The 18,663-nt window shown below is 61.7% G+C and carries 17 protein-coding genes; 5 read left to right on the top strand and 12 right to left on the bottom strand.

All coding sequences use genetic code 11. The features are described 5' to 3' along the window. The first annotated feature begins 54 nt into the window (after positions 1-54). Genes PG899_RS08845 through yacG form a run of 5 tightly spaced genes read left to right on the top strand, consistent with a single transcriptional unit; the run spans position 55 to position 3,788 of the window. Positions 55-1,296 (top strand): type II secretion system F family protein, encoded by a 1,242-nt coding sequence (locus PG899_RS08845; RefSeq protein WP_043126919.1) that lies wholly within the window; start codon positions 55-57, stop codon positions 1,294-1,296. Positions 1,297-1,318: 22 nt separating this feature from the next. Further along, a complete protein-coding gene (locus PG899_RS08850) occupies positions 1,319-2,191 on the top strand; it encodes a prepilin peptidase (protein WP_077095240.1) in 873 nt (290 codons plus the stop codon). Positions 2,192-2,209: 18 nt separating this feature from the next. Next, the gene (gene coaE, locus PG899_RS08855; RefSeq protein WP_077095241.1) at positions 2,210-2,824 is read left to right on the top strand and encodes a dephospho-CoA kinase; all 615 of its coding nucleotides are present in this window, start codon (positions 2,210-2,212) and stop codon (positions 2,822-2,824) included. Positions 2,825-2,861: 37 nt separating this feature from the next. Next, complete coding sequence (gene zapD / locus PG899_RS08860; RefSeq protein WP_024945431.1) at positions 2,862-3,584, top strand: cell division protein ZapD; 723 nt, start codon at positions 2,862-2,864, stop codon at positions 3,582-3,584. 9 nt (positions 3,585-3,593) lie between these two features. Next, positions 3,594-3,788 carry a DNA gyrase inhibitor YacG gene (gene yacG / locus PG899_RS08865; protein WP_005305661.1) on the top strand — a complete coding sequence of 65 codons (195 nt, stop codon included), beginning with the start codon at positions 3,594-3,596 and terminating at the stop codon, positions 3,786-3,788. Positions 3,789-3,848: 60 nt separating this feature from the next. On the opposite strand, the gene mutT is transcribed toward yacG, so the two are convergent. The 12 genes from mutT to murD form a co-directional block, all read right to left on the bottom strand. After that, positions 3,849-4,262: an 8-oxo-dGTP diphosphatase MutT gene (gene mutT / locus PG899_RS08870; RefSeq protein ID WP_179101298.1), complete on the bottom strand. Its 414-nt coding sequence runs from the start codon at positions 4,260-4,262 to the stop codon at positions 3,849-3,851. A gap of 8 nt (positions 4,263-4,270) precedes the next feature. Next, complete coding sequence (locus PG899_RS08875; RefSeq protein ID WP_077095243.1) at positions 4,271-5,455, bottom strand: tetratricopeptide repeat protein; 1,185 nt, start codon at positions 5,453-5,455, stop codon at positions 4,271-4,273. A 74-nt stretch (positions 5,456-5,529) separates the two neighbouring features. After that, positions 5,530-8,250: a preprotein translocase subunit SecA gene (secA, locus tag PG899_RS08880; protein WP_011707576.1), complete on the bottom strand. Its 2,721-nt coding sequence runs from the start codon at positions 8,248-8,250 to the stop codon at positions 5,530-5,532. Between the two features lie 59 nt (positions 8,251-8,309). Next, positions 8,310-9,215 (bottom strand): M23 family metallopeptidase, encoded by a 906-nt coding sequence (locus PG899_RS08885; RefSeq protein WP_016352175.1) that lies wholly within the window; start codon positions 9,213-9,215, stop codon positions 8,310-8,312. A 140-nt stretch (positions 9,216-9,355) separates the two neighbouring features. Then, positions 9,356-10,279, bottom strand: a complete 924-nt coding sequence (lpxC, locus tag PG899_RS08890) for a UDP-3-O-acyl-N-acetylglucosamine deacetylase (protein ID WP_011707578.1) — start codon at positions 10,277-10,279, stop codon at positions 9,356-9,358. 101 nt (positions 10,280-10,380) lie between these two features. Continuing rightward, positions 10,381-11,532, bottom strand: a complete 1,152-nt coding sequence (gene ftsZ, locus PG899_RS08895; protein ID WP_005305686.1) for a cell division protein FtsZ — start codon at positions 11,530-11,532, stop codon at positions 10,381-10,383. A gap of 40 nt (positions 11,533-11,572) precedes the next feature. Then, a complete protein-coding gene (gene ftsA, locus PG899_RS08900; protein ID WP_005305690.1) occupies positions 11,573-12,832 on the bottom strand; it encodes a cell division protein FtsA in 1,260 nt (419 codons plus the stop codon). Next, positions 12,813-13,565, bottom strand: a complete 753-nt coding sequence (locus PG899_RS08905; RefSeq protein ID WP_017409434.1) for a cell division protein FtsQ/DivIB — start codon at positions 13,563-13,565, stop codon at positions 12,813-12,815. The genes ftsA and PG899_RS08905 overlap by 20 nt, the downstream gene beginning before the upstream one ends. A 97-nt stretch (positions 13,566-13,662) precedes the next feature. Continuing rightward, complete coding sequence (gene murC / locus PG899_RS08910) at positions 13,663-15,117, bottom strand: UDP-N-acetylmuramate--L-alanine ligase (protein WP_016352177.1); 1,455 nt, start codon at positions 15,115-15,117, stop codon at positions 13,663-13,665. Continuing rightward, positions 15,114-16,199 carry an undecaprenyldiphospho-muramoylpentapeptide beta-N-acetylglucosaminyltransferase gene (gene murG / locus PG899_RS08915; protein ID WP_045788901.1) on the bottom strand — a complete coding sequence of 362 codons (1,086 nt, stop codon included), beginning with the start codon at positions 16,197-16,199 and terminating at the stop codon, positions 15,114-15,116. The genes murC and murG overlap by 4 nt, the downstream gene beginning before the upstream one ends. After that, the gene (ftsW, locus tag PG899_RS08920; protein WP_016352178.1) at positions 16,199-17,380 is read right to left on the bottom strand and encodes a cell division protein FtsW; all 1,182 of its coding nucleotides are present in this window, start codon (positions 17,378-17,380) and stop codon (positions 16,199-16,201) included. The genes murG and ftsW overlap by 1 nt, the downstream gene beginning before the upstream one ends. Next, entirely contained in the window at positions 17,377-18,660 is a 1,284-nt protein-coding gene (gene murD, locus PG899_RS08925; RefSeq protein ID WP_065392461.1) for a UDP-N-acetylmuramoyl-L-alanine--D-glutamate ligase, read from the bottom strand. Before murD ends, ftsW begins: the two co-directional genes overlap by 4 nt. Positions 18,661-18,663 lie beyond the last annotated feature (3 nt).

Consider the following 18,663-nt stretch of genomic DNA (forward strand, 5'->3'; position numbering starts at 1 on the left):
CGAGGCTGCTTCTCCTCATGACGAGCAACCCGAGCCCCATTGCAGGACGCAGTGATGGCAACGCTAACCCAGAAACAGAATGCCCCCAAGAAAGTCTTCGCCTTTCGCTGGAGCGGGGTAAATCGCAAGGGCCAGAAGGTCTCCGGCGAATTGCAGGCCGACAGCATCAACACGGTCAAGGCAGAGCTGCGCAAACAGGGTGTCAACGTCACCAAAGTAAGCAAGAAGAGCCAGGGGCTCTTCTCCAAGGGCGGCGCCAAGATCAAGCCGATGGACATCGCCGTCGTCTCCCGCCAGATCACCACCATGCTGTCAGCCGGCGTACCTCTGGTCCAAAGCCTGCAGATCATCGCTCGCAGCCACGAGAAGGCGGCCATGCGCGAGCTCATGGGCCAGATTGCCGCCGATGTGGAGACCGGCACGCCCATGTCCGAGGCACTGCGCCGCCATCCCCGCCACTTTGACGATCTTTATTGCGATCTGGTGGAGGCTGGCGAGCAGTCCGGCGCTCTGGAGACCATCTACGATCGCATCGCCACCTATCGCGAGAAATCGGAAGCACTCAAGTCCAAGATCAAGAAAGCCATGTTCTACCCCACCATGGTCATCCTGGTGGCCATTGTTGTTACCTCCATCCTGCTGCTGTTTGTCATTCCCCAGTTCGAGGACATCTTCAAGAGCTTCGGTGCCGAGCTGCCCATCTTTACCCAGTTTGTCATCGGCATCTCCCGTTTCATGCAGAACTGGTGGTATGTGATCTTTGGCGGCATAGCGCTTTCCATCTTTCTCTACGTTCGCGCCTGGCGCGCCTCCCAGAAGGTCAAGGACAACACCGACAAGTTCATACTGACCATCCCCGTGGTCGGCATGATATTGCACAAGGCCGCCATGGCCCGTTTCGCCCGTACCCTCTCCACCACCTTCTCTGCCGGTATCCCGCTGGTGGATGCCTTGGTTTCTGCAGCTGGCGCCTCCGGCAACTATGTCTACCGTACTGCCGTCATGGCCATTCGCAACGAGGTGGTGGCCGGCATGCAAATCAACGTGGCCATGCGCACCGTCGATCTGTTCCCGGACATGGTGATCCAGATGGTGATGATCGGCGAGGAGTCTGGCGCCATCGATGATATGCTCTCCAAGGTCGCCACCATCTTCGAGCAGGAGGTGGACGATCTGGTCGATGGCCTCACCAGCCTGCTGGAACCTCTCATCATGGTGGTGCTGGGGGTACTGGTTGGCGGCATGGTGGTCGCCATGTATCTGCCCATCTTCAAACTGGGATCGGTGATCCACTGATCCCCCATCAATCCGAGACTCAATGTTGCTGATCACTGACGTTTTCCACAGCCTGCCCTGGCTCTATTTCTCGCTGGTATTCCTCTTTTCCCTGGTGATCGGCAGTTTTCTCAACGTGGTCATCCATCGCCTGCCCATCATGCTGGAGCGGGAGTGGCAGGCCGAATATCTCGGCTATTTCAATCCGGAGGCACAGCCGCAGCAGGAAGAGCGCTACAACCTGATGGTGCCGCGTTCTGCCTGCCCCCATTGCGGCCACGCCATCACGGCCATGGAGAACATCCCCCTGCTCAGCTGGCTCTGGCTCAAGGGGCGCTGCCGTGAATGCCAGGCCCCCATCTCGGCCCGTTATCCTCTGGTGGAACTGCTGACATCCCTGCTCTCGCTGGTCGTCGCCGCGACATTTGCACCGGGCTGGGGCTTGCTGGCCGCCCTGCTGCTCACCTGGGTGCTGGTGGCACTCACTTTCATCGATCTGGACAAGATGCTGCTGCCGGATCAGCTGACCCTGCCACTGCTGTGGGGCGGCCTGCTGTTCAATCTGACAGGGGGATTTGCACCGCTGGCCGATGCGGTGATCGGCGCCATGGCCGGCTATCTGGTGCTCTGGAGCCTCTATTGGGCCTTCAAGCTGCTGACCGGCAAGGAAGGGATGGGGTATGGCGACTTCAAGCTGCTGGCGGCGCTGGGCGCCTGGCTCGGCTGGCAGGCACTGCCCATAGTGTTGCTGCTCTCGTCGCTGGTTGGCGCTTTCATCGGTATTGGTCTCATCCTGCTGCGCAATCATCATCAGAACAAACCCATCCCCTTTGGCCCCTATCTGGCCATCGCCGGCTGGATTGCGCTGCTGTGGGGCGATACCATCACCCGCTGGTACCTCACGACGTTTCTCTGACCAAGGCAGCACTGACCCATGTATGTAGTCGCAATCACCGGCGGAATTGGCAGCGGCAAGACCACGGTTGCCAATCAGTTTGCAGAGCTCGGCATCGAAGTAGTGGATGCGGACGTCATCGCCCGCGAGGTAGTCGAGCCCGGTACCCCGGCTTTGGCCGCCATCGCCGCCCATTTTGGCTCAGATGTCATCACCCCCGATGGCCAGCTCGATCGCCGCCGGCTGCGTGAGCGGGTTTTCACTGACCCGCAGGGCAAGGGCTGGCTCAACGCTCTGCTCCACCCCCTCATTCGCACCGAGATGCAGCGCCAGTGTGCGGCCGTTCGCTCCCCCTATTGCTTGCTGGTAGTGCCCTTGCTGGTGGAAAACCGGCTCACTGCCCTCGCCAATCGGGTACTGGTGATCGACGTGGACGAGGCGACCCAGATTGAGCGTACCTGCCGCCGGGACGGCGTGAGCCACGAGCAGGCCCAAGCCATCCTGGCCGCCCAAGCGAGCCGGGCCGAACGGCTGGCGGCAGCCGACGATGTACTAGACAACCAGAATGCCACCCCCGAGGCGATAAAGAGCCGAATTTTAGCGCTGCACGAGACATATCTGGCATTTGCCTCTCAACAAGCCCGCCAACTGTGAGTACACTAGGCCGGTTTATGGCTGGCCAGGATTAGGCATGATTTACGATTTTCCCCTCAATGAAAAAAGCCGGACCTATCTTCGTCTGGAGTCCCTGTTTTCCCAGATCCGCGACAATTTGGAGAGCGACCAGTCCTGGGCACATATCGCCTTTTTCAAGGGTCTGTTCGACCTGCAGGAGTTGCTGGAACGCGGCGACCTGCGCGCCGATCTGATCAAGGATCTGGAGCGCCTCGGCCAGCGCCTGAGCCACTGGGCCAGCCTGCCCGATGTCGACCTGGAGCAGATCAGCCAGATGCAGCAGGAGAGCGCCCAGCTCTCCCGCAACCTGCTGAGTGCCCCGCGTCCCGGTGCCCGCCTCAAAGAGGATCGGCTGCTCGGCTCCATTCGCCAGCGCTTCTCCATTCCGGGCGGGTTGTGCGCCTTCGACGTGCCGCAACTGCACCACTGGCTCGCTACCCCGGCCATCGCCCGTCATCAGCAGATGCAGCTGTGGCTGAGCGACATCAACCTGTTGATGAACGCCATCTCCCTGCTGCTGCGGCTGTGGCGTGAGTCCGGCAACTTCAGCGAGCAGGTTGCCGTCAACGGCTTCTTCCAGGATACCGCCGAGAGCGCAGAGCTGATCCGCATTCGTTTGACCGGCACCCAGCAGTGTTACCCCACCCTGAGCGGCCACAAGAACCGGTTCGCCCTGCGTTTCCTGCCCACCACGGAGCAGCAGATCGGTGATGTTCCCTTCCAGCTTGCCTGCTGCTGAGGAGTATTCATGGTGACCAAAGTAAAGTGCCCGACCTGCCAAACCGAGCTGGAATGGGGCCCGCAAAGCCCGTTTCGCCCGTTCTGCAGCAAGCGCTGCCAGCTGATCGATCTCGGCGAGTGGGCCGACGAGGAGAAGCGGATCCCGGGGGAAATAGACCCGGAGCTGCTGCCCTACCCCGAAGAAGGGGAGCAGTGGCAGTAAGCCAGCAAGCAAAAAGGGCCGATACGGCCCTTTTTGCTTTGGTATGCACTGCGGCTCACATCAGCCCTGTGCGGCCAGTGATGCCTGCAGGCGCGTCACGATCGGGCCATTGGCGTCGGGGAAGTGATACTCGTGCAGCGAGGCCAGCGGCGCCCAGCGACACTCCTGCCCCTCCTTGCCGAACGGCTCGCCGCTGAAGCGGGTCACCTTCCAGATATCCAGCAGCACCTGCTTGTCCGGGTAGTCGTGATGCAGTTCCATGAAGGGGGCGCAATCCTGCACCCGGATCCCGATCTCTTCCCACAGTTCGCGATCCAGCGCGGTAAGCAGATCCTCCCCGGCTTCCACCTTGCCGCCGGGAAACTCCCAGCGATCCCCCTGATGGCGATCGGCGGAGCGCTTGGCGATGAAGATATCGCCCCGTTCGTTCTCGATGACGCCGACCGCCACCCAGATCCGTTTCTTCTGTTCCATCATTGTCCTCAACATAAACACGGCAAACGGGCAATCCAGGGCGCCAGCCGACGGGCCTGCGGCTCCCTTTGTGCCGTAAAGATATCCTGCCCCACATGTTCGCTCCCGCCAGGGGCGGGCTGCGGCCAGGGCATGGCGCCTGGCGGCATGAAGCAGCGATCGTGCACCAGACAGCTCTGCGAGAGATAACCCCAGAGCCGGTCGCGCAAAAACCATTGGTCGATGTTTGGCGTCTCCATCACGTCGGGCTGATAGCCTTCGAGCAGGGGCGCCAACGGCGGCAATACACCGGCCACCCCGCCCCACATCCCCGCCAGCACCAGATCGGTATGACTCCACCAGTCGCGCATGATATGAAACCAGCGCGTCGATGCAAGCCACTCCTGTACCGCCAGCCGCTCGCGCACGCCTGGCACCGAGTCCACATCCCGCACCAGGAAGCGCCCCACCAATGGATCATTGGCCACCTGGAAGCGCCAGCACAGACGCTGACGCAAAGGCTGACCGGCGGACTGCATTATCACCTCGGCGCCGTGTTCCCGCAGGCAAGCCAGCAACTCGGCCGGCACGCTCTCATCCACGTAAAAACGCACCCGCCAACCCGGGTAGAGATAGGCCGCCGCCAGCACGTTGTCGATGGCCCCCCGCAGATAACGGGGACCACTACCCCACAGGGAAAAAGCGATGACATCCGGCTTGCGACTGCCATCGGCCAACCAGACGGCCGGTTCTGCCGCAGGCAATGACCAGGATGGTGGCACCTTGCCCGCCGACCGGGCCTTCAGGGTCAGTGAGCGGGTTCCCGCCTGGGCAGCCTCATCATAGCGATCCAGCTTGGCCAGCGAGGCGCAGAGGGCGTCCAGCGCATGGAAGTCGTCGGGGACGCGCTGCAACAGGGTTTGCAAGCGTGTCACTGCCAGCTCGTACTGACCGGCCCGCGACAAACAAGAGCAGAGGTTGCGCAGCACCTCGTCATTGCCGGGTTCGGCCTTGTGGGCCATCTCCAGCACCTGCGCCGCGGAAGCCGGGTCGTCGCACAGAAAGAGGTAATAGGCAAACTGCAGCTGCAAGGCAATCGGCTTGGCCGTGCTGCCGTTGAGCCGGGCCAACAGTTGCTGGATGGCAACCTGGCGCTGGCCGGCCAGCCAGCTGTTGTGGGCAGTAGTATCCCATCCTGTCGGCATCTTGCTCATCGCACGGCTCTCCTTCTTTGCCTGCCGGAAATGAATGCACCGCCCGGAGGCGGTGCATCATCATCATTGCGCTATCAGGTCAACTGACCGTGGCAGTGCTTGTATTTTTTGCCTGAGCCGCACGGGCAGGGGTCATTGCGTCCCACCTTCTGCTCGTCCCGCACGAAGGTAACCGGGGCAGCTTCGGCCTGGGCCTCGTCGTCAGCCAGCTGGTTGTCGGCCGCGGCATGGGTGTAGGTGCGGGGAGCGGCTTCGGCCTGCTGGCGCTGCTGCTCTTCCATCGCCTCCACATCGCGCTCCTGAACCTGTACCCGGCTCAGGATGCTGACCACGTCGCGCTTGAGGGTTTCCAGCATCTGGGTGAACAGATCGAAGGACTCGCGCTTGTACTCCTGCTTGGGGTTCTTCTGGGCGTAGCCGCGCAGATGGATACCCTGACGCAGGTGATCCATGGCCGCCAGGTGCTCTTTCCACAGGCCGTCCAGGGTTTGCAGCATCACCGCCTTCTCGAAGTTGCGCAGCACCTCCTTGCCGACCAGCTCTTCCTTGTGGGCATAGAGTTTGGTGGCTTCATCCAGGATGCGCTCGCGCAGCTTCTCTTCATAGAGCTTGTCGTCTTCCGCCAGCCACTGCTGCAACGGCAGATCCAGCGCGAAGTCAGACTTCAGGCGGGCTTCCAGACCCGGCACATCCCACATCTCTTCCAGAGACTGCGGCGGGATGTACTCGTCGATGATGGCGCCATAGACATCGTCACGGATGACGTGGATGGTCTCGGAGATGTCGCTGGTGTCCAGCAGCTCGTTGCGCTGCTCGTAGACCACCTTGCGCTGGTCGTTGGCCACGTCATCAAACTCCAGCAGGCTCTTGCGGATGTCGAAGTTGCGACCTTCCACCTTGCGCTGGGCATTTTCGATCGCCTTGGTCACCCACGGGTGCTCGATGGCCTCTCCCTCTTCCATCCCCAGCTTCTTCATCATGCCGGTGACGCGATCGGAGGCGAAGATCCGCATCAGGGTATCTTCCATGGAGAGGTAGAAACGGGAGGAGCCCGGGTCGCCCTGACGACCGGAACGGCCGCGCAGCTGGTTGTCGATACGACGGGATTCGTGGCGCTCGGTACCTATGATGTGCAGACCACCGGCGGCCAGTACCGCATCGTGACGCACCTGCCAGGCCGCTTTCAGCTCGGCGATTTGTGCCTCGGTCGGGTTCTCCAGCTGGGCGATTTCCGCTTGCCAGTTGCCGCCGAGCACGATGTCGGTACCACGACCGGCCATGTTGGTGGCGATGGTGACGGCGCCGGTCTGGCCGGCCTGGGCGACGATCTCCGCTTCCATGGCGTGGAACTTGGCGTTCAGCACCTTGTGCGGGATGTTTTCCTTGGTCAGGATGCCGGAGAGCAGCTCGGAGTTCTCGATGGAGACGGTACCGACCAGCACCGGCTGCCCACGCTCGACACAACCGCGAATGTCTTCGATGATGGCGGCATATTTCTCGTTGGCGGTCAGGTAGACCAGATCGCCCATGTCTTTGCGCACCATCGGCTTATTGGTCGGGATAACCACGGTATCCAGGCCATAAATCTGCTGGAATTCAAAGGCTTCGGTATCAGCAGTACCCGTCATGCCCGCCAGCTTGTCGTACAGACGGAAGTAGTTCTGGAAGGTGATGGAGGCCAGGGTCTGGTTCTCGTTCTGGATCTTGACCCCTTCCTTCGCTTCAACCGCCTGATGCAGACCATCGGACCAGCGACGGCCCGGCATGGTACGGCCGGTGTGCTCATCGACGATGACGATTTCGTCCTTCTGGACGATGTAGTCGACGTTGCGTTCAAACAGGGTATGGGCGCGCAGGCCGGCGTTGACGTGGTGCAACAGGCTGATGTTGGTGGCAGAGAACAGGGAGTCGTCCTCGGCCAGCAGCCCCTCTTTCTTGAGCAGCTCTTCCACGAAGATCTGGCCGTTCTCGGTCAGCAACGCCTGGCGGTTCTTCTCGTCCACCGTGTAGTGGCCGTCGCCGGTGTACTCTTCAGAGTCTTCCTTGTCCTGCTTGACCAGCAGCGGGATCAGCTTGTTGACGCGTATATAGAGCTCGGAGCTGTCTTCGGCCGGGCCGGAGATGATAAGCGGAGTACGGGCTTCATCGATGAGTACCGAGTCCACCTCATCCACCAGCGCATAGTTGAGCGGACGCTGTACACGCTGCTCGGGCGAGAACGCCATGTTGTCGCGCAGGTAGTCGAAACCGAATTCGTTGTTGGTACCGTAGGTGATGTCGGCGGCGTAGGCGTCACGCTTCTGGGACGCGTCCATGCCAGGCACGTTGCAGTCGACGGTCATGCCGAGGAAGGCAAACAGCGGGCGGTTCGCCTCGGCGTCACGCTTGGCCAGATAGTCGTTCACGGTCACCACGTGCACACCGCGGCCGCTCAGGGCGTTCAGGTAGGCCGGCAGGGTCGCGGTGAGGGTCTTACCTTCACCTGTCTTCATCTCGGCGATGCGGTTGGAGTTCAGCACCATGCCACCGATCAGCTGGACGTCGAAGTGACGCATGCCGAACACCCGGCGAGAGGCTTCACGCACGGTGGCAAAGGCCTCCGGCAGCAACTGCTCCAGTGTCTCACCCTGCTCCAGACGCTGACGATACTCGGCCGTCTTGGCCTGCAGCTGTGCATCGGACAGAGCTTCGAACTGAGGCTCCATCGCATTGATCTGTTTTACAATTTTGCGCAGAGCCTTGAGCGTTCTGTCGTTCCGGCTGCCGATAATCTTGGTAAGCAGTGTGCTAATCATGGGTACCAACTATTTCTGGTTATATAAGTGTTCCGTCACTGGAACCTGGAGAAAAAAACCTAACCCCGTCTGGCATTGAGAAAACGCGCGGGGTCCACCTGACGACCATCTTTCAACACTTCGTAATGCAAATGGACCCCGGTCGCGCGACCGGTGCGTCCCATCAAGGCAATTTTCTGGCCCTCATCGACCAGGGTGCCCACTTCGACCAGCAACTTGGAGTTGTGGGCATAGCGGGTCACCAAACCATTGCCGTGGTTGATCTCCACCATGTTGCCAAATTCCGGATGACGGCCCGCCCAGCTCACAACCCCTGGGCCCGTCGCCAGAATAGGGGTACCGGGCTTGCCACGGAAATCCACCCCTTTGTGCATTTTGGCGCGACCGTTGAACGGATCGACCCGGCCACCGAAGCCAGAGGAGACCCAAACTCGCTCCTGCTTGACCGGTGTTCCGGAAATAAAGCCGGCATCGGTTATATGGTGATTCATGATGAAAGATTCAAGTACCGACAGTTGCTCTTCACGACTGCTGAGCTGCTGGCTGAGATGCTTCATGGAGTCCTGCAGCTCGTTGAGGCTGACTTCCAGATCCGCATCATAGGAGGGGCCACCCATGGGGGGCAGCTCCTTGAAATTGAACTCTTCGGGATCGAGGTCGGCCTTTTCGGTCAGCCGCTCACCGAGCGCGTTGAGACGACCCAGCTGCCCCTGCATGGTGCCCACCTGGGCGGCCAGCATGGCAAGCTGTTCGCGGGCTTCGTCAGCCCCTTGCGTGGATTTTTGCTGTTCGGCCATGGCCAGCGCGACTTCCAGCGCCTCCATTTTTTGATGCCAGCTCTGCCAGAGCCAGCCACCACTCAGGGCCAATACAGTGAAGAAGATACCGCCGACCCAGGCCAGACGTTGTTTCGGTAAGTGCAACTTGCGTCGCTGCTTGCCATTGAGGATCAGGGTAATGCTCATAGAAATCAGTCTGCTCGGTCAGGTGTGGCCATTGGCCCGCACGGGAAATAAAACCGGGAGATAATCGGTATTACAGAATGGAGTAAACAAATGACGGAACGTCGGTGCGGAGAGAGGACCGACGTTCCGTTGCACAGCTATCAGGCCAGAACCAGACCGTTATCGTAGTAAGCGATGGGCGCTTTGTCGCCCTCACCCTCGAAGGTCACCAGTTCCCAGGCCTCCTGCTTGGCCAGCAAGGCACGCAGCAGCTTATTGTTCAGGGCATGGCCGGTCTTGTAGGCACGGAATTCGCCGATGATGCTGCGGTTACACATGTAAAGGTCACCGATTGCATCCAACATTTTGTGTTTGACGAATTCATCTTCATAGCGCAGGCCATCTTCGTTCAGTACCCGGTAGTCATCCAGCACCACGGCGTTTTCCAGGCTACCGCCCAGCGCCAGGTTCTGGGAACGCAGGTACTCGATGTCACGCATGAAACCGAACGTACGAGCACGGCTGATCTCTTTCACGAAAGAGGCACCGGAGAAGTCCAGCACGCAACGCTGATTGCGTCCTTCAAATACCGGATGCTGGAAGTCGATCTCGAGATCCATCTTGAAGCCGTTGCGATAGGGGTGGAATTCCGCCCACTTGTCGCCGTCTTCAACCCGGATGCTCTGCTTGATCCGCACAAACTGCTTGGGCGCATTCTGTTCACGGATACCGACTTCCTGCAGCAGGTAGATAAAGGGGTGCGCACTGCCGTCCATCACCGGGATCTCGGGCGCATCAACCTCGACATAGAGGTTGTCGATGCCCATCCCGGCCAGCGCGGCAGAGAGGTGCTCAATGGTAGAGACTCGGACACCGGCTTCATTGACCAGAGCGGTACAAAGCACGGTATCACGCACCTGATCGGCATTGGCTGGCAGCTCTACCACAGGATTCAGATCGGTACGCAAGTAAACGATCCCTGTGTTAACAGGCGCCGGACGGAACGTCATTGTGACTTTCCGGCCCGAATGCAGGCCGACACCGGTGGCCTGGACACTCGTTTTCAAGGTTCTTTGTCTAATCATGGGCGTATCCGCTTAACAGCTCAAATTCCTGACCAGATGGTCGTTGCCGGGCCATCTTAGCACATTCCTTAAGCAACAAACAAACCAGCGTCATTAGAGGCTTAGTCAGCTTGCTTGCGCAGGAACGCAGGAATATCGAGATAATCCGGTTCGCGACGAGCTTGCGGCTCGGCGTTGACCACCTTGGCCGGGGCCTCTTCCATCACGCGAGACTGCAGGGCTTCGCTGATCAGGGGCTGACGGGCCGGACGCTCTTGTACCATGTTGTTTTTCACCAGCGTGATGTCCGGCTTGCGCTCGGCACCGATACCGGTGGCAACCACGGTCACGCGCAGTTCGTCGTGCATTTCCGGGTCGATTACGGTACCCACCACCACGGTGGCGTTCTCGGAGGCGAAGGCCTTGACCGCGTTACCCACGGTTTCGAACTCTTCGATGGTCATGTCCATACCGGCGGTGATGTTGACCAGGATGCCACGGGCACCGGCCAGATCCACGTCTTCCAGCAGCGGGCTGGAGATGGCTTTCTCGGCCGCTTCTTCGGCACGGTCATCACCGGAGGCGGAACCGGTACCCATCATGGCGGTACCCATTTCACGCATCACGGTACGCACGTCCGCGAAGTCGACGTTGATCAAGCCCGGACGGGTGATCAGCTCGGCAATGCCCTGTACCGCGCCAAGCAGTACATCGTTGGCAGCCTTGAAGGCGTCCAGCAGGGAGATGCCGCGACCCAGCACCTTCAGCAACTTGTCGTTGGGGATGGTGATCAAGGAGTCGACGTTCTTGGACAGCTCTTCGATGCCGTGGGCGGCGAAGCCCATCCGCTTCTTCCCTTCGAAGGAGAACGGCTTGGTTACGACAGCAACTGTCAGGATACCCATCTCGCGGGCCACTTCGGCCACGATCGGTGCAGCACCGGTACCGGTACCACCACCCATGCCGGCGGCGATGAACACCATGTCGGAGCCGGTCAGCAGCTCGCGCAGCGCTTCCCGATCTTCCATGGCCGCATCACGACCCACTTCCGGATTGGCTCCGGCACCCAGACCCTTGGTGATGCCACCGCCGATCTGCAGGGTTGTGTTGGCACTGGAGTTACGCAGAGCCTGAGCGTCGGTGTTGACGGTAATGAATTCAACGCCTTCGATGTTTTGACGAACCATGTGCTCGACCGCGTTGCCGCCGCCGCCACCCACACCAATCACTTTAATGACGGCTTCGTCAGTGTGGCTATCCATAAATTCAAACATGTTGTCTCTCCGCTTTATTTGCCTGACTCAGCAAAATCTTTTAGAACTCGCCACGCAACCAGTTGCTGACCCGTTTGACCAGCCCACCTACGCTTGCCTTGGCGGCATATTCCTTGCTACTGCCGGTGGATTGATGGGTGCGGCCATACTGCAGCAACCCGACCGCGGTCGAGTACACAGGCGCCTGCACATAATCACTCAATCCCCGGATATTCATGGGCTCCCCTACCCTGACCTGGCTCTGGAAGATCTGCTCTGCGCACTCCACAATGCCTTCGATCTGGGCAGCGCCGCCGGTCAAGACCACACCGGCTGCAAGCTGATGCTTGACCCCCTGCGCTTTCAATTCGCTTTGTACCCGCACCAGCTCATCATTCACCATGGAGAGCAACTCGGTGTAACGGGGCTCAATCACTTCAGCCAGTGTCTGCCGCTGCAGGCTGCGCGCCGGACGACCGCCGACACTGGGTACTTCAATATTGTCTTCCTTGCTGACCAGCCGGCCGAGGGCGCAGCCATAGCGCACCTTGATCGCCTCCGCATCCAGTGGCGGGGTGCCGAAGGCATAGGCGATGTCGCTGGTCACCGTGCTGCCGGCGTACGGGATCACCTTGGTGTGACGCAGGGCACCGCCGGTAAACAGCGACATGTCCATGGTGCCACCACCGATGTCCACCACGCAGACACCCAGCTCCTTCTCGTCTTCGGTCAGTACGGCGTAGCTGGACGCCAGTGCGGAGAAGATCAGCTGATCCACCCGCAGACCCACCTTCTCCACGCATTTCTCGATGTTGCGAGCCATGTCGTTGTGGCAGGTGATCAGGTGCACCTTGGCCGCCATCCGCACGCCGGAGAGGCCGACCGGGTTTTTGATCCCTTCCTGGTAGTCGATGGCGAACTCCTGGGGCAGCACGTGCAGTACCCGGAGCTCATCGGACAACCGTACCGACTTGGCGGTGTGGATGACGTTGTCCACGTCTTCCTGGGTCACCTCTTCATCGGAGATGGGCACCATGCCGGTTTCATTGCGACAGTCGATATGCTTGCCGGACAACCCCAGATAGACGGAGCTGATCTGGCAGTCGGCCATCATTTCAGCCTCTTCCACCGCGCGACGCAGGGACTTGACCACGGAGTCGAGATCGTTGACCCCGCCCTTGTCCATGCCGCGAGAGGCGTGACTGCCCATGCCGATGACATTGAGCTCACCGTCTGGCAGCACTTCGCCAACCAGAACCGCCACCTTGGTTGTGCCGATATCCAGCCCGACAATCAGATTTCTATCTGCGGTTTTGGTCATTCACTTTCTCTTCGTTCTTCTTCCAGCCAACTGCCATTCCGGTGTCGTATCGAAGATCCACGTAAGCAACCCGCTCACGAGGTTCGATGACCGGAAAGGCATCGATAAACCGCTGCAGTCGAAGCGCGATATCCGAGCGCCCCAAAAACAGCTGAATGTTGCCATCCAGGGTCAGTTCCCAGGCATGGCGGGGGGTCAGATTCACCCCCAGCAGCTTGTACCCTCTGGCCGCCAGCTGCGCCTCGTATTGGCGGCTGGCCTCCAGCACCTTGACGGCCTGATCTTCTGGCCCGGACAGCTGCATCAGAGGGGTCTTCACCCTGTCCGGCGCACTAAACACCTCACCCTTGGTGTTGACGAAGCGGTTGCCATTCCAGCGGGCCGCGACCGCCTGTTCGGTGAGGTAGACCTTGATCTTGTTGGGCCACTTCTTGCGTACCGAGACCTGGGCCACCCAAGGCAAGGCGTTCAACCGCGCCTGCAATTCGTTCACATCCAACTCGAAGAAGTTGCGCAACTCGGCGCCATCCAGCACGGCGCTGCGCAGTTCATCGGTTTGCAAATACTGGTGTTGCCCCTGCAGCAACAGCTCGCTCATGGGCAACCGATTGGCATCCGTCAGCCAATCTTTAACATCCAGCGCGGTCTGGTAGAGGCCCCACATGACCAGGATGAAAAATCCCACCCCGGCGATGAAGCCCCCCTTGGTGCGCCCTTGTGCCCTTGCCTCCACCCGATCGATCCCCGTTTAACGCGCCATGCCGGCCCTTTGCAGACTGGTTCGCCATTATATAGGCCCCGGCTTGGCGGTCAAAATACTCATTGGGCCCTCAGGCGCCGGATTTCATGCTCTCGATGCTCAATTTCATCTCGCCGAGACGGCGAGCCAGTGCGCCGACGTTCCCTGCCCCCTGGGTCAGCACCAGATCGCCTTCGCCGACCAGCCCGGCCAGCACCGCCGGCACATCGTCCGGCGTCGCGACAAAGATGGGCTCCAGGCTGCCGCGGGAACGGATGGAGCGACACAGGGCGCGGCCATCGGCGCCCGGAATCGGCTCTTCACCGGCGGCATAAACCTCCAGCATCACCAGCACGTCCACCTTGGAGAGCACATCCGCGAAGTCTTCGTAGAGATCGCGGGTACGGGTGTAGCGGTGCGGCTGGAACACCATCACCAACCGCTTCTCGGGCCAGCCGGCGCGAGCTGCGTTGATGGTGACCTTGACCTCGCTCGGGTGATGACCGTAGTCGTCCACCAGCATGGCCTTGCCGCGACCGGTCTCGAACTCGCCATACTGCTGGAAGCGGCGACCCACCCCTTCAAACTTGGCCAGCGCCCGGATGATGGCATCATCGCCGATCCCGTCCTCGGTGGCGACCGCAATCGCCGCGGCGGCATTGAGCGCGTTGTGGATGCCGGGCAGGTTGAGGGTCACCTCCAGCTCGCCGGCATCTTTGCGGCGCACCCGGAAGCGACTGCGGTTGCTGGTCTGCACGAAGTCCAGCACCTGCACGTCGGCATCATCACTCAGGCCGTAGGTGATGGTGGGACGGGCGATCTCCGGCAGCATGCCGCGGATCACAGGATCATCCACGCACACCACGGCCAGCCCGTAGAACGGCAGGTTGTGCAGGAAGTCGATGAAGGTGGCCTTCAGCCTAGAGAAGTCGCCACCATAGGTGTCCATGTGATCCGCTTCGATGTTGGTCACGATGGAGACCATCGGCTGCAGATGCAGGAAGGAGGCGTCGCTCTCGTCCGCCTCGGCAATCAGATAGCGGCTGCTGCCCAGGCGGGCATTGGTGCCGGCGCTGTTGAGCAAACCGCCGATGACGAAGGTCGGATCCCGGTCCGCTTCGGCATAGATGCTCGCCACCAGACTGGTGGTGGTGGTCTTGCCATGGGTGCCGGCGATGGCGATGCCGTGACGGAAGCGCATCAGCTCGGCCAGCATCTCGGCGCGGCGCACCACGGGAATGCGCAGCTCGCGGGCGGCCAGCAGCTCGGGGTTGTCCTGCTTGATGGCGGTGGAGACCACCACCACGCTCGCCTCGTTCACGTGCTCGGCACTGTGGCCGACGAAGATGTGGGCGCCAAGGGACTCGAGTCGCTCGGTCACCGCATTGCGGGCCAGATCCGAGCCGGTTACCTGATACCCTTCGTTGGCAAGCACTTCGGCGATACCGCCCATCCCGGCACCACCGATGCCGATGAAGTGGATGCGACGCACGCGGCGCATTTCAGGGATAACGGTACGCAGTTTTGCCAGTTCAACCTTGGTCATAGTTCTCTCTCAATCTGCCCGGTCGCCAGGCGTTTGCACTCATCGGCAACTCGCTCGGCGGCATCGGTAATGGCCACACGACGGGCGGCCTGGGCCATGTTCAATAGGGTTTCCCTGCGCCCGGCAAGCCAGGAGAGACGGGCGGCCAGGGAGGCCGTCGTCAGCTCGGATTGGGGCAGGAATTCAGCCGCACCGCCGTCGACCAGGGTCAGGGCGTTGCGGGTCTGGTGATCATCCACCGCGTGGGGCAGCGGTACAAAAATGGCGGCGACCCCGGCGGCAGCCACTTCGGAGACGGTCAGCGCCCCCGCCCGGCACACCACCAGATCGGCCCAGGCGTAGGCACCGGCCATGTCTTTGATAAATTCGCTCACTTCAGCCGCAACGCCCTCTTTGGCGTAGGCTTCGGCCACCGCATCGCGATTGCCCTTGCCACACTGGTGACGCACCTCGATGGGCACGCCGGCCGCCGCCACCGCTGGCGGCACCTGCTCGTTGAGCACCCGGGCCCCCAGGCTGCCACCGACGATCAGCAGCCGCAGTGGCTCGGCCCCGCTGCGCAACTGGGGATCCGGCAGCGCCACCACTTCGGGGCGTACCGGGTTGCCCACCACGGCGGTGCGACGGCTCGGCGCAAAGGCGCCCGGAAATGCCATCAGCACCCGCTTGGCGAGGCGAGCCAGCAACTTGTTGGTCAGGCCTGCGGCAGCATTCTGCTCGTGCAGCAGCAGCGGGATACCGGACAGCCAGGCCGCCACGCCACCCGGGCCGGAGGCAAAGCCGCCCATGCCAAGCACCACGTCGGGGCGAATGGTCTTGAGCACCCGGCGGGCCTGCAGCACGGATTTGACGATGCGATAGGGCGCCACCAGCAGACGCTTGATGCCGTTGCCACGCACCCCCTGAATATCGATGAAGGAGATGGGGTAACCATGGGCAGGCACCAGCTCGGCCTCCATCCGGTCGGCGGTGCCGAGCCAGTGAATGGTCCAGCCCTGGGCCTTGAGGCGATCAGCCACGGCCAAGCCGGGGAACACATGGCCCCCGGTACCGCCTGCCATCACCAACAGCGTCTTGCTCACTAAACCTCCCGCACGCGCGCCTGGGCACTGGCCTGGCGCAACTCGAAATCGATACGAATCAACATGCTCACCGCCACCATCATGATGATGAGGCTCGAACCACCATAACTGACCAGCGGCAGGGTCAGCCCCTTGGTCGGCATCATGCCGCTGGCTGCCCCCACGTTGACGAAGGTCTGGAAGCTAAACCAGATGCCGATGCCGATGGCCAGATAGCCTTCATACAGTCGCTCGGCCACCAGCGCCTGGTGCCCCAGCTTGAGCGCCTTGATTGCCAGCGCAAAGATGAGAAACAGCGCGCCCAGCACGCCCACATAGCCCAGCTCTTCCCCCAGGATGGCGAACACGAAGTCGGTGTGCGCCTCCGGCAGGTACTCCATCTTCTGGATGGAGTTGCCAAGCCCCTCGCCAAACCAGCTGCCACGGCCGAAGGCCATCAGCGACTGGGTCAGCTGGTAGCCGCTGCCGAACGGATCGGCCCAGGGATCGAGGAACGAGGTCACCCGCCGCATCCGGTACGGTTCGGCGATGATCAGGGTCACCACGGCGCTCACCCCCACCAGGATGAGACCGATGAACTGCACCAGGCGGGCACCGGCCAGGAACAGCATGCCGAGCGAGGTGACGAACATCACCACCACCGAGCCCAGATCGGGCTGGGCCAGCAGCAGGATGGCCACCACGAACAGCACCGCCATCGGCTTCATGAAACCGATGAAACGCTCGCGCACCTCGCTCTGGCGGCGCACCAGGTAGCCCGCCAGATAGACGAACAGTGCCAGCTTGCCGAACTCGGCCGGCTGCAGGTTGAAGGGGCCGAGCGGCAACCAGCGCACCGAGCCGTTGACGCTGCGCCCCACCAGCAGCACCAGCACCAGCATGACGATGGCCAGCAGCAGCATGGGGCCGTTGTAGTGCTGCCAGCGCGCCATCGGCACCTGCAGCACGAACCAGGAGATGCCGAGCGCCATCAGCAGAAACAGGCCGTGACGCTTCACGAACATGAAGGGATCGTTGTTGATGGCGATCCCCTCCGGGATCGAGGCGGAGGCCACGATCACCAGACCTACCGCCATCAGCGCCAGCGCCAGCACGACCAGCTGCCGGTCATAAAGCCCGGCAGGGCGCGCCGGCAACAGCCAGCGCTGCAAGAAGCCTGCGACTGCGCGAAGGGCGTTCATAACTTTTGTACCAGCTCGGTGAAACGATCACCGCGCGCTTCGAAAGACTTGAATTGGTCCAGGCTGGCGCAGGCCGGCGCCAACAGCACCCAGTCGCCGGGTCTGGCATCGGCGGCCGCCTTGGCGACCGCGGCATCCAGATCCGCGACCCGTTCGGTCTGCTCACCCAGCGCCAGCAGCACCTCGGCATCCTGGCCGAAGCAGTACATGTGATCGATCTGGCTGCCGAGCAGGGCCTGCACCGGGCCGAAATCCTGGCCCTTGCCCTGGCCACCGGCCAGCAGCAGCAGACGGCCCTTCACCGACTCGCGCACCCCGGCCACGGCAGCCAGGGTCGCCCCCACGTTGGTGGCCTTGGAGTCGTTGATCCAGCGCACCCCGTTCACCTCCCGCACGAAGCGGGCACGGTGAGGCAGCCCCTCGAAACGGCGCAGTACTCGCAACTGCGGCTCGCGCGGGATGCCGACCGCATCGCACAGGGCCATGGCCGCCAGCGCGTTGGCCTGGTTGTGGGCGCCGACGATCTTCATCTCGTCCACCGCCAGCAACGGCTCGCCGTGCAGGGTCAGCCAGTGACGGCCATCCAGCTCGCAGCGACCGTAACCGTTGCAGTCGAGGCCGAAGCTCTGCCACACCTGGCCCACGTCGGGCAGGGTCTGGGCATCGTCGCGATTGATCAGGATGTGCTGGGAGTGCTGATGGATCTCCATCTTGGCGGCGCGATAGTCGGCCATGCCCTGATAGCGATCCATATGATCTTCGGAGAGGTTCAATACCACGGAGGCGGCGGCGCGCAGGCTGTGGGTGGTCTCCAGCTGGAAGCTGGAGAGCTCCAGCACGCAGAGATCCATCGGCTGCTTGAGCAGCTCGAGCGCCGGCGTGCCGATGTTGCCACCTACCCCGACCTTGAGGCCGGCTTCGGCGATCATTTCGCCCACCAGGGTGGTGACCGTGCTCTTGCCGTTGGAGCCGGTGATGGCGATCACCGGCACCTGGGTCTCGCGCACGAACAGCTCGATGTCGCCGACGATGCGCACCCCGAACTCGGCGGCGGCTTGCAGTTCGGGCGTCGCCAGGGCAATGCCCGGGCTCGCCACTATCATGTGTGCCTGCTTGAGCAGCTCGCCATCCAGCCCGTGGATGAGTTCCACCTCGGCAGGCAGTTGATCCTTGCCGGGCGGGTTGGCGCGGGTGTCCATCACCAGCGGCGTCACGCCACGGCCGAGGAAATAGTCGACGCAGGAGAGTCCGGTTTTGCCGAGTCCGATGATGATGACCATGGC

The organism is Aeromonas sp. QDB39, assembly GCF_027707585.1.
Lineage (GTDB): Bacteria > Pseudomonadota > Gammaproteobacteria > Enterobacterales > Aeromonadaceae > Aeromonas > Aeromonas hydrophila.

What these genes read in the sequence shown, in the direction of transcription:
- secA (WP_011707576.1), bottom strand. Translation starts at nt 8,250, where the DNA reads ATGATTAGCACACTGCTTACCAAGATTATCGGCAGCCGGAACGACAGA.
- lpxC (WP_011707578.1), bottom strand. Translation starts at nt 10,279, where the DNA reads ATGATTAGACAAAGAACCTTGAAAACGAGTGTCCAGGCCACCGGTGTC.
- murC (WP_016352177.1), bottom strand. Translation starts at nt 15,117, where the DNA reads ATGACCAAGGTTGAACTGGCAAAACTGCGTACCGTTATCCCTGAAATG.
- ftsA (WP_005305690.1), bottom strand. Translation starts at nt 12,832, where the DNA reads ATGACCAAAACCGCAGATAGAAATCTGATTGTCGGGCTGGATATCGGC.
- PG899_RS08875 (WP_077095243.1), bottom strand. Translation starts at nt 5,455, where the DNA reads ATGAGCAAGATGCCGACAGGATGGGATACTACTGCCCACAACAGCTGG.
- PG899_RS08845 (WP_043126919.1), top strand. Translation starts at nt 55, where the DNA reads ATGGCAACGCTAACCCAGAAACAGAATGCCCCCAAGAAAGTCTTCGCC.
- PG899_RS08850 (WP_077095240.1), top strand. Translation starts at nt 1,319, where the DNA reads ATGTTGCTGATCACTGACGTTTTCCACAGCCTGCCCTGGCTCTATTTC.
- ftsZ (WP_005305686.1), bottom strand. Translation starts at nt 11,532, where the DNA reads ATGTTTGAATTTATGGATAGCCACACTGACGAAGCCGTCATTAAAGTG.
- PG899_RS08885 (WP_016352175.1), bottom strand. Translation starts at nt 9,215, where the DNA reads ATGAGCATTACCCTGATCCTCAATGGCAAGCAGCGACGCAAGTTGCAC.
- ftsW (WP_016352178.1), bottom strand. Translation starts at nt 17,380, where the DNA reads ATGAACGCCCTTCGCGCAGTCGCAGGCTTCTTGCAGCGCTGGCTGTTG.
- murD (WP_065392461.1), bottom strand. Translation starts at nt 18,660, where the DNA reads ATGGTCATCATCATCGGACTCGGCAAAACCGGACTCTCCTGCGTCGAC.
- mutT (WP_179101298.1), bottom strand. Translation starts at nt 4,262, where the DNA reads ATGGAACAGAAGAAACGGATCTGGGTGGCGGTCGGCGTCATCGAGAAC.
- coaE (WP_077095241.1), top strand. Translation starts at nt 2,210, where the DNA reads ATGTATGTAGTCGCAATCACCGGCGGAATTGGCAGCGGCAAGACCACG.
- zapD (WP_024945431.1), top strand. Translation starts at nt 2,862, where the DNA reads ATGATTTACGATTTTCCCCTCAATGAAAAAAGCCGGACCTATCTTCGT.
- yacG (WP_005305661.1), top strand. Translation starts at nt 3,594, where the DNA reads ATGGTGACCAAAGTAAAGTGCCCGACCTGCCAAACCGAGCTGGAATGG.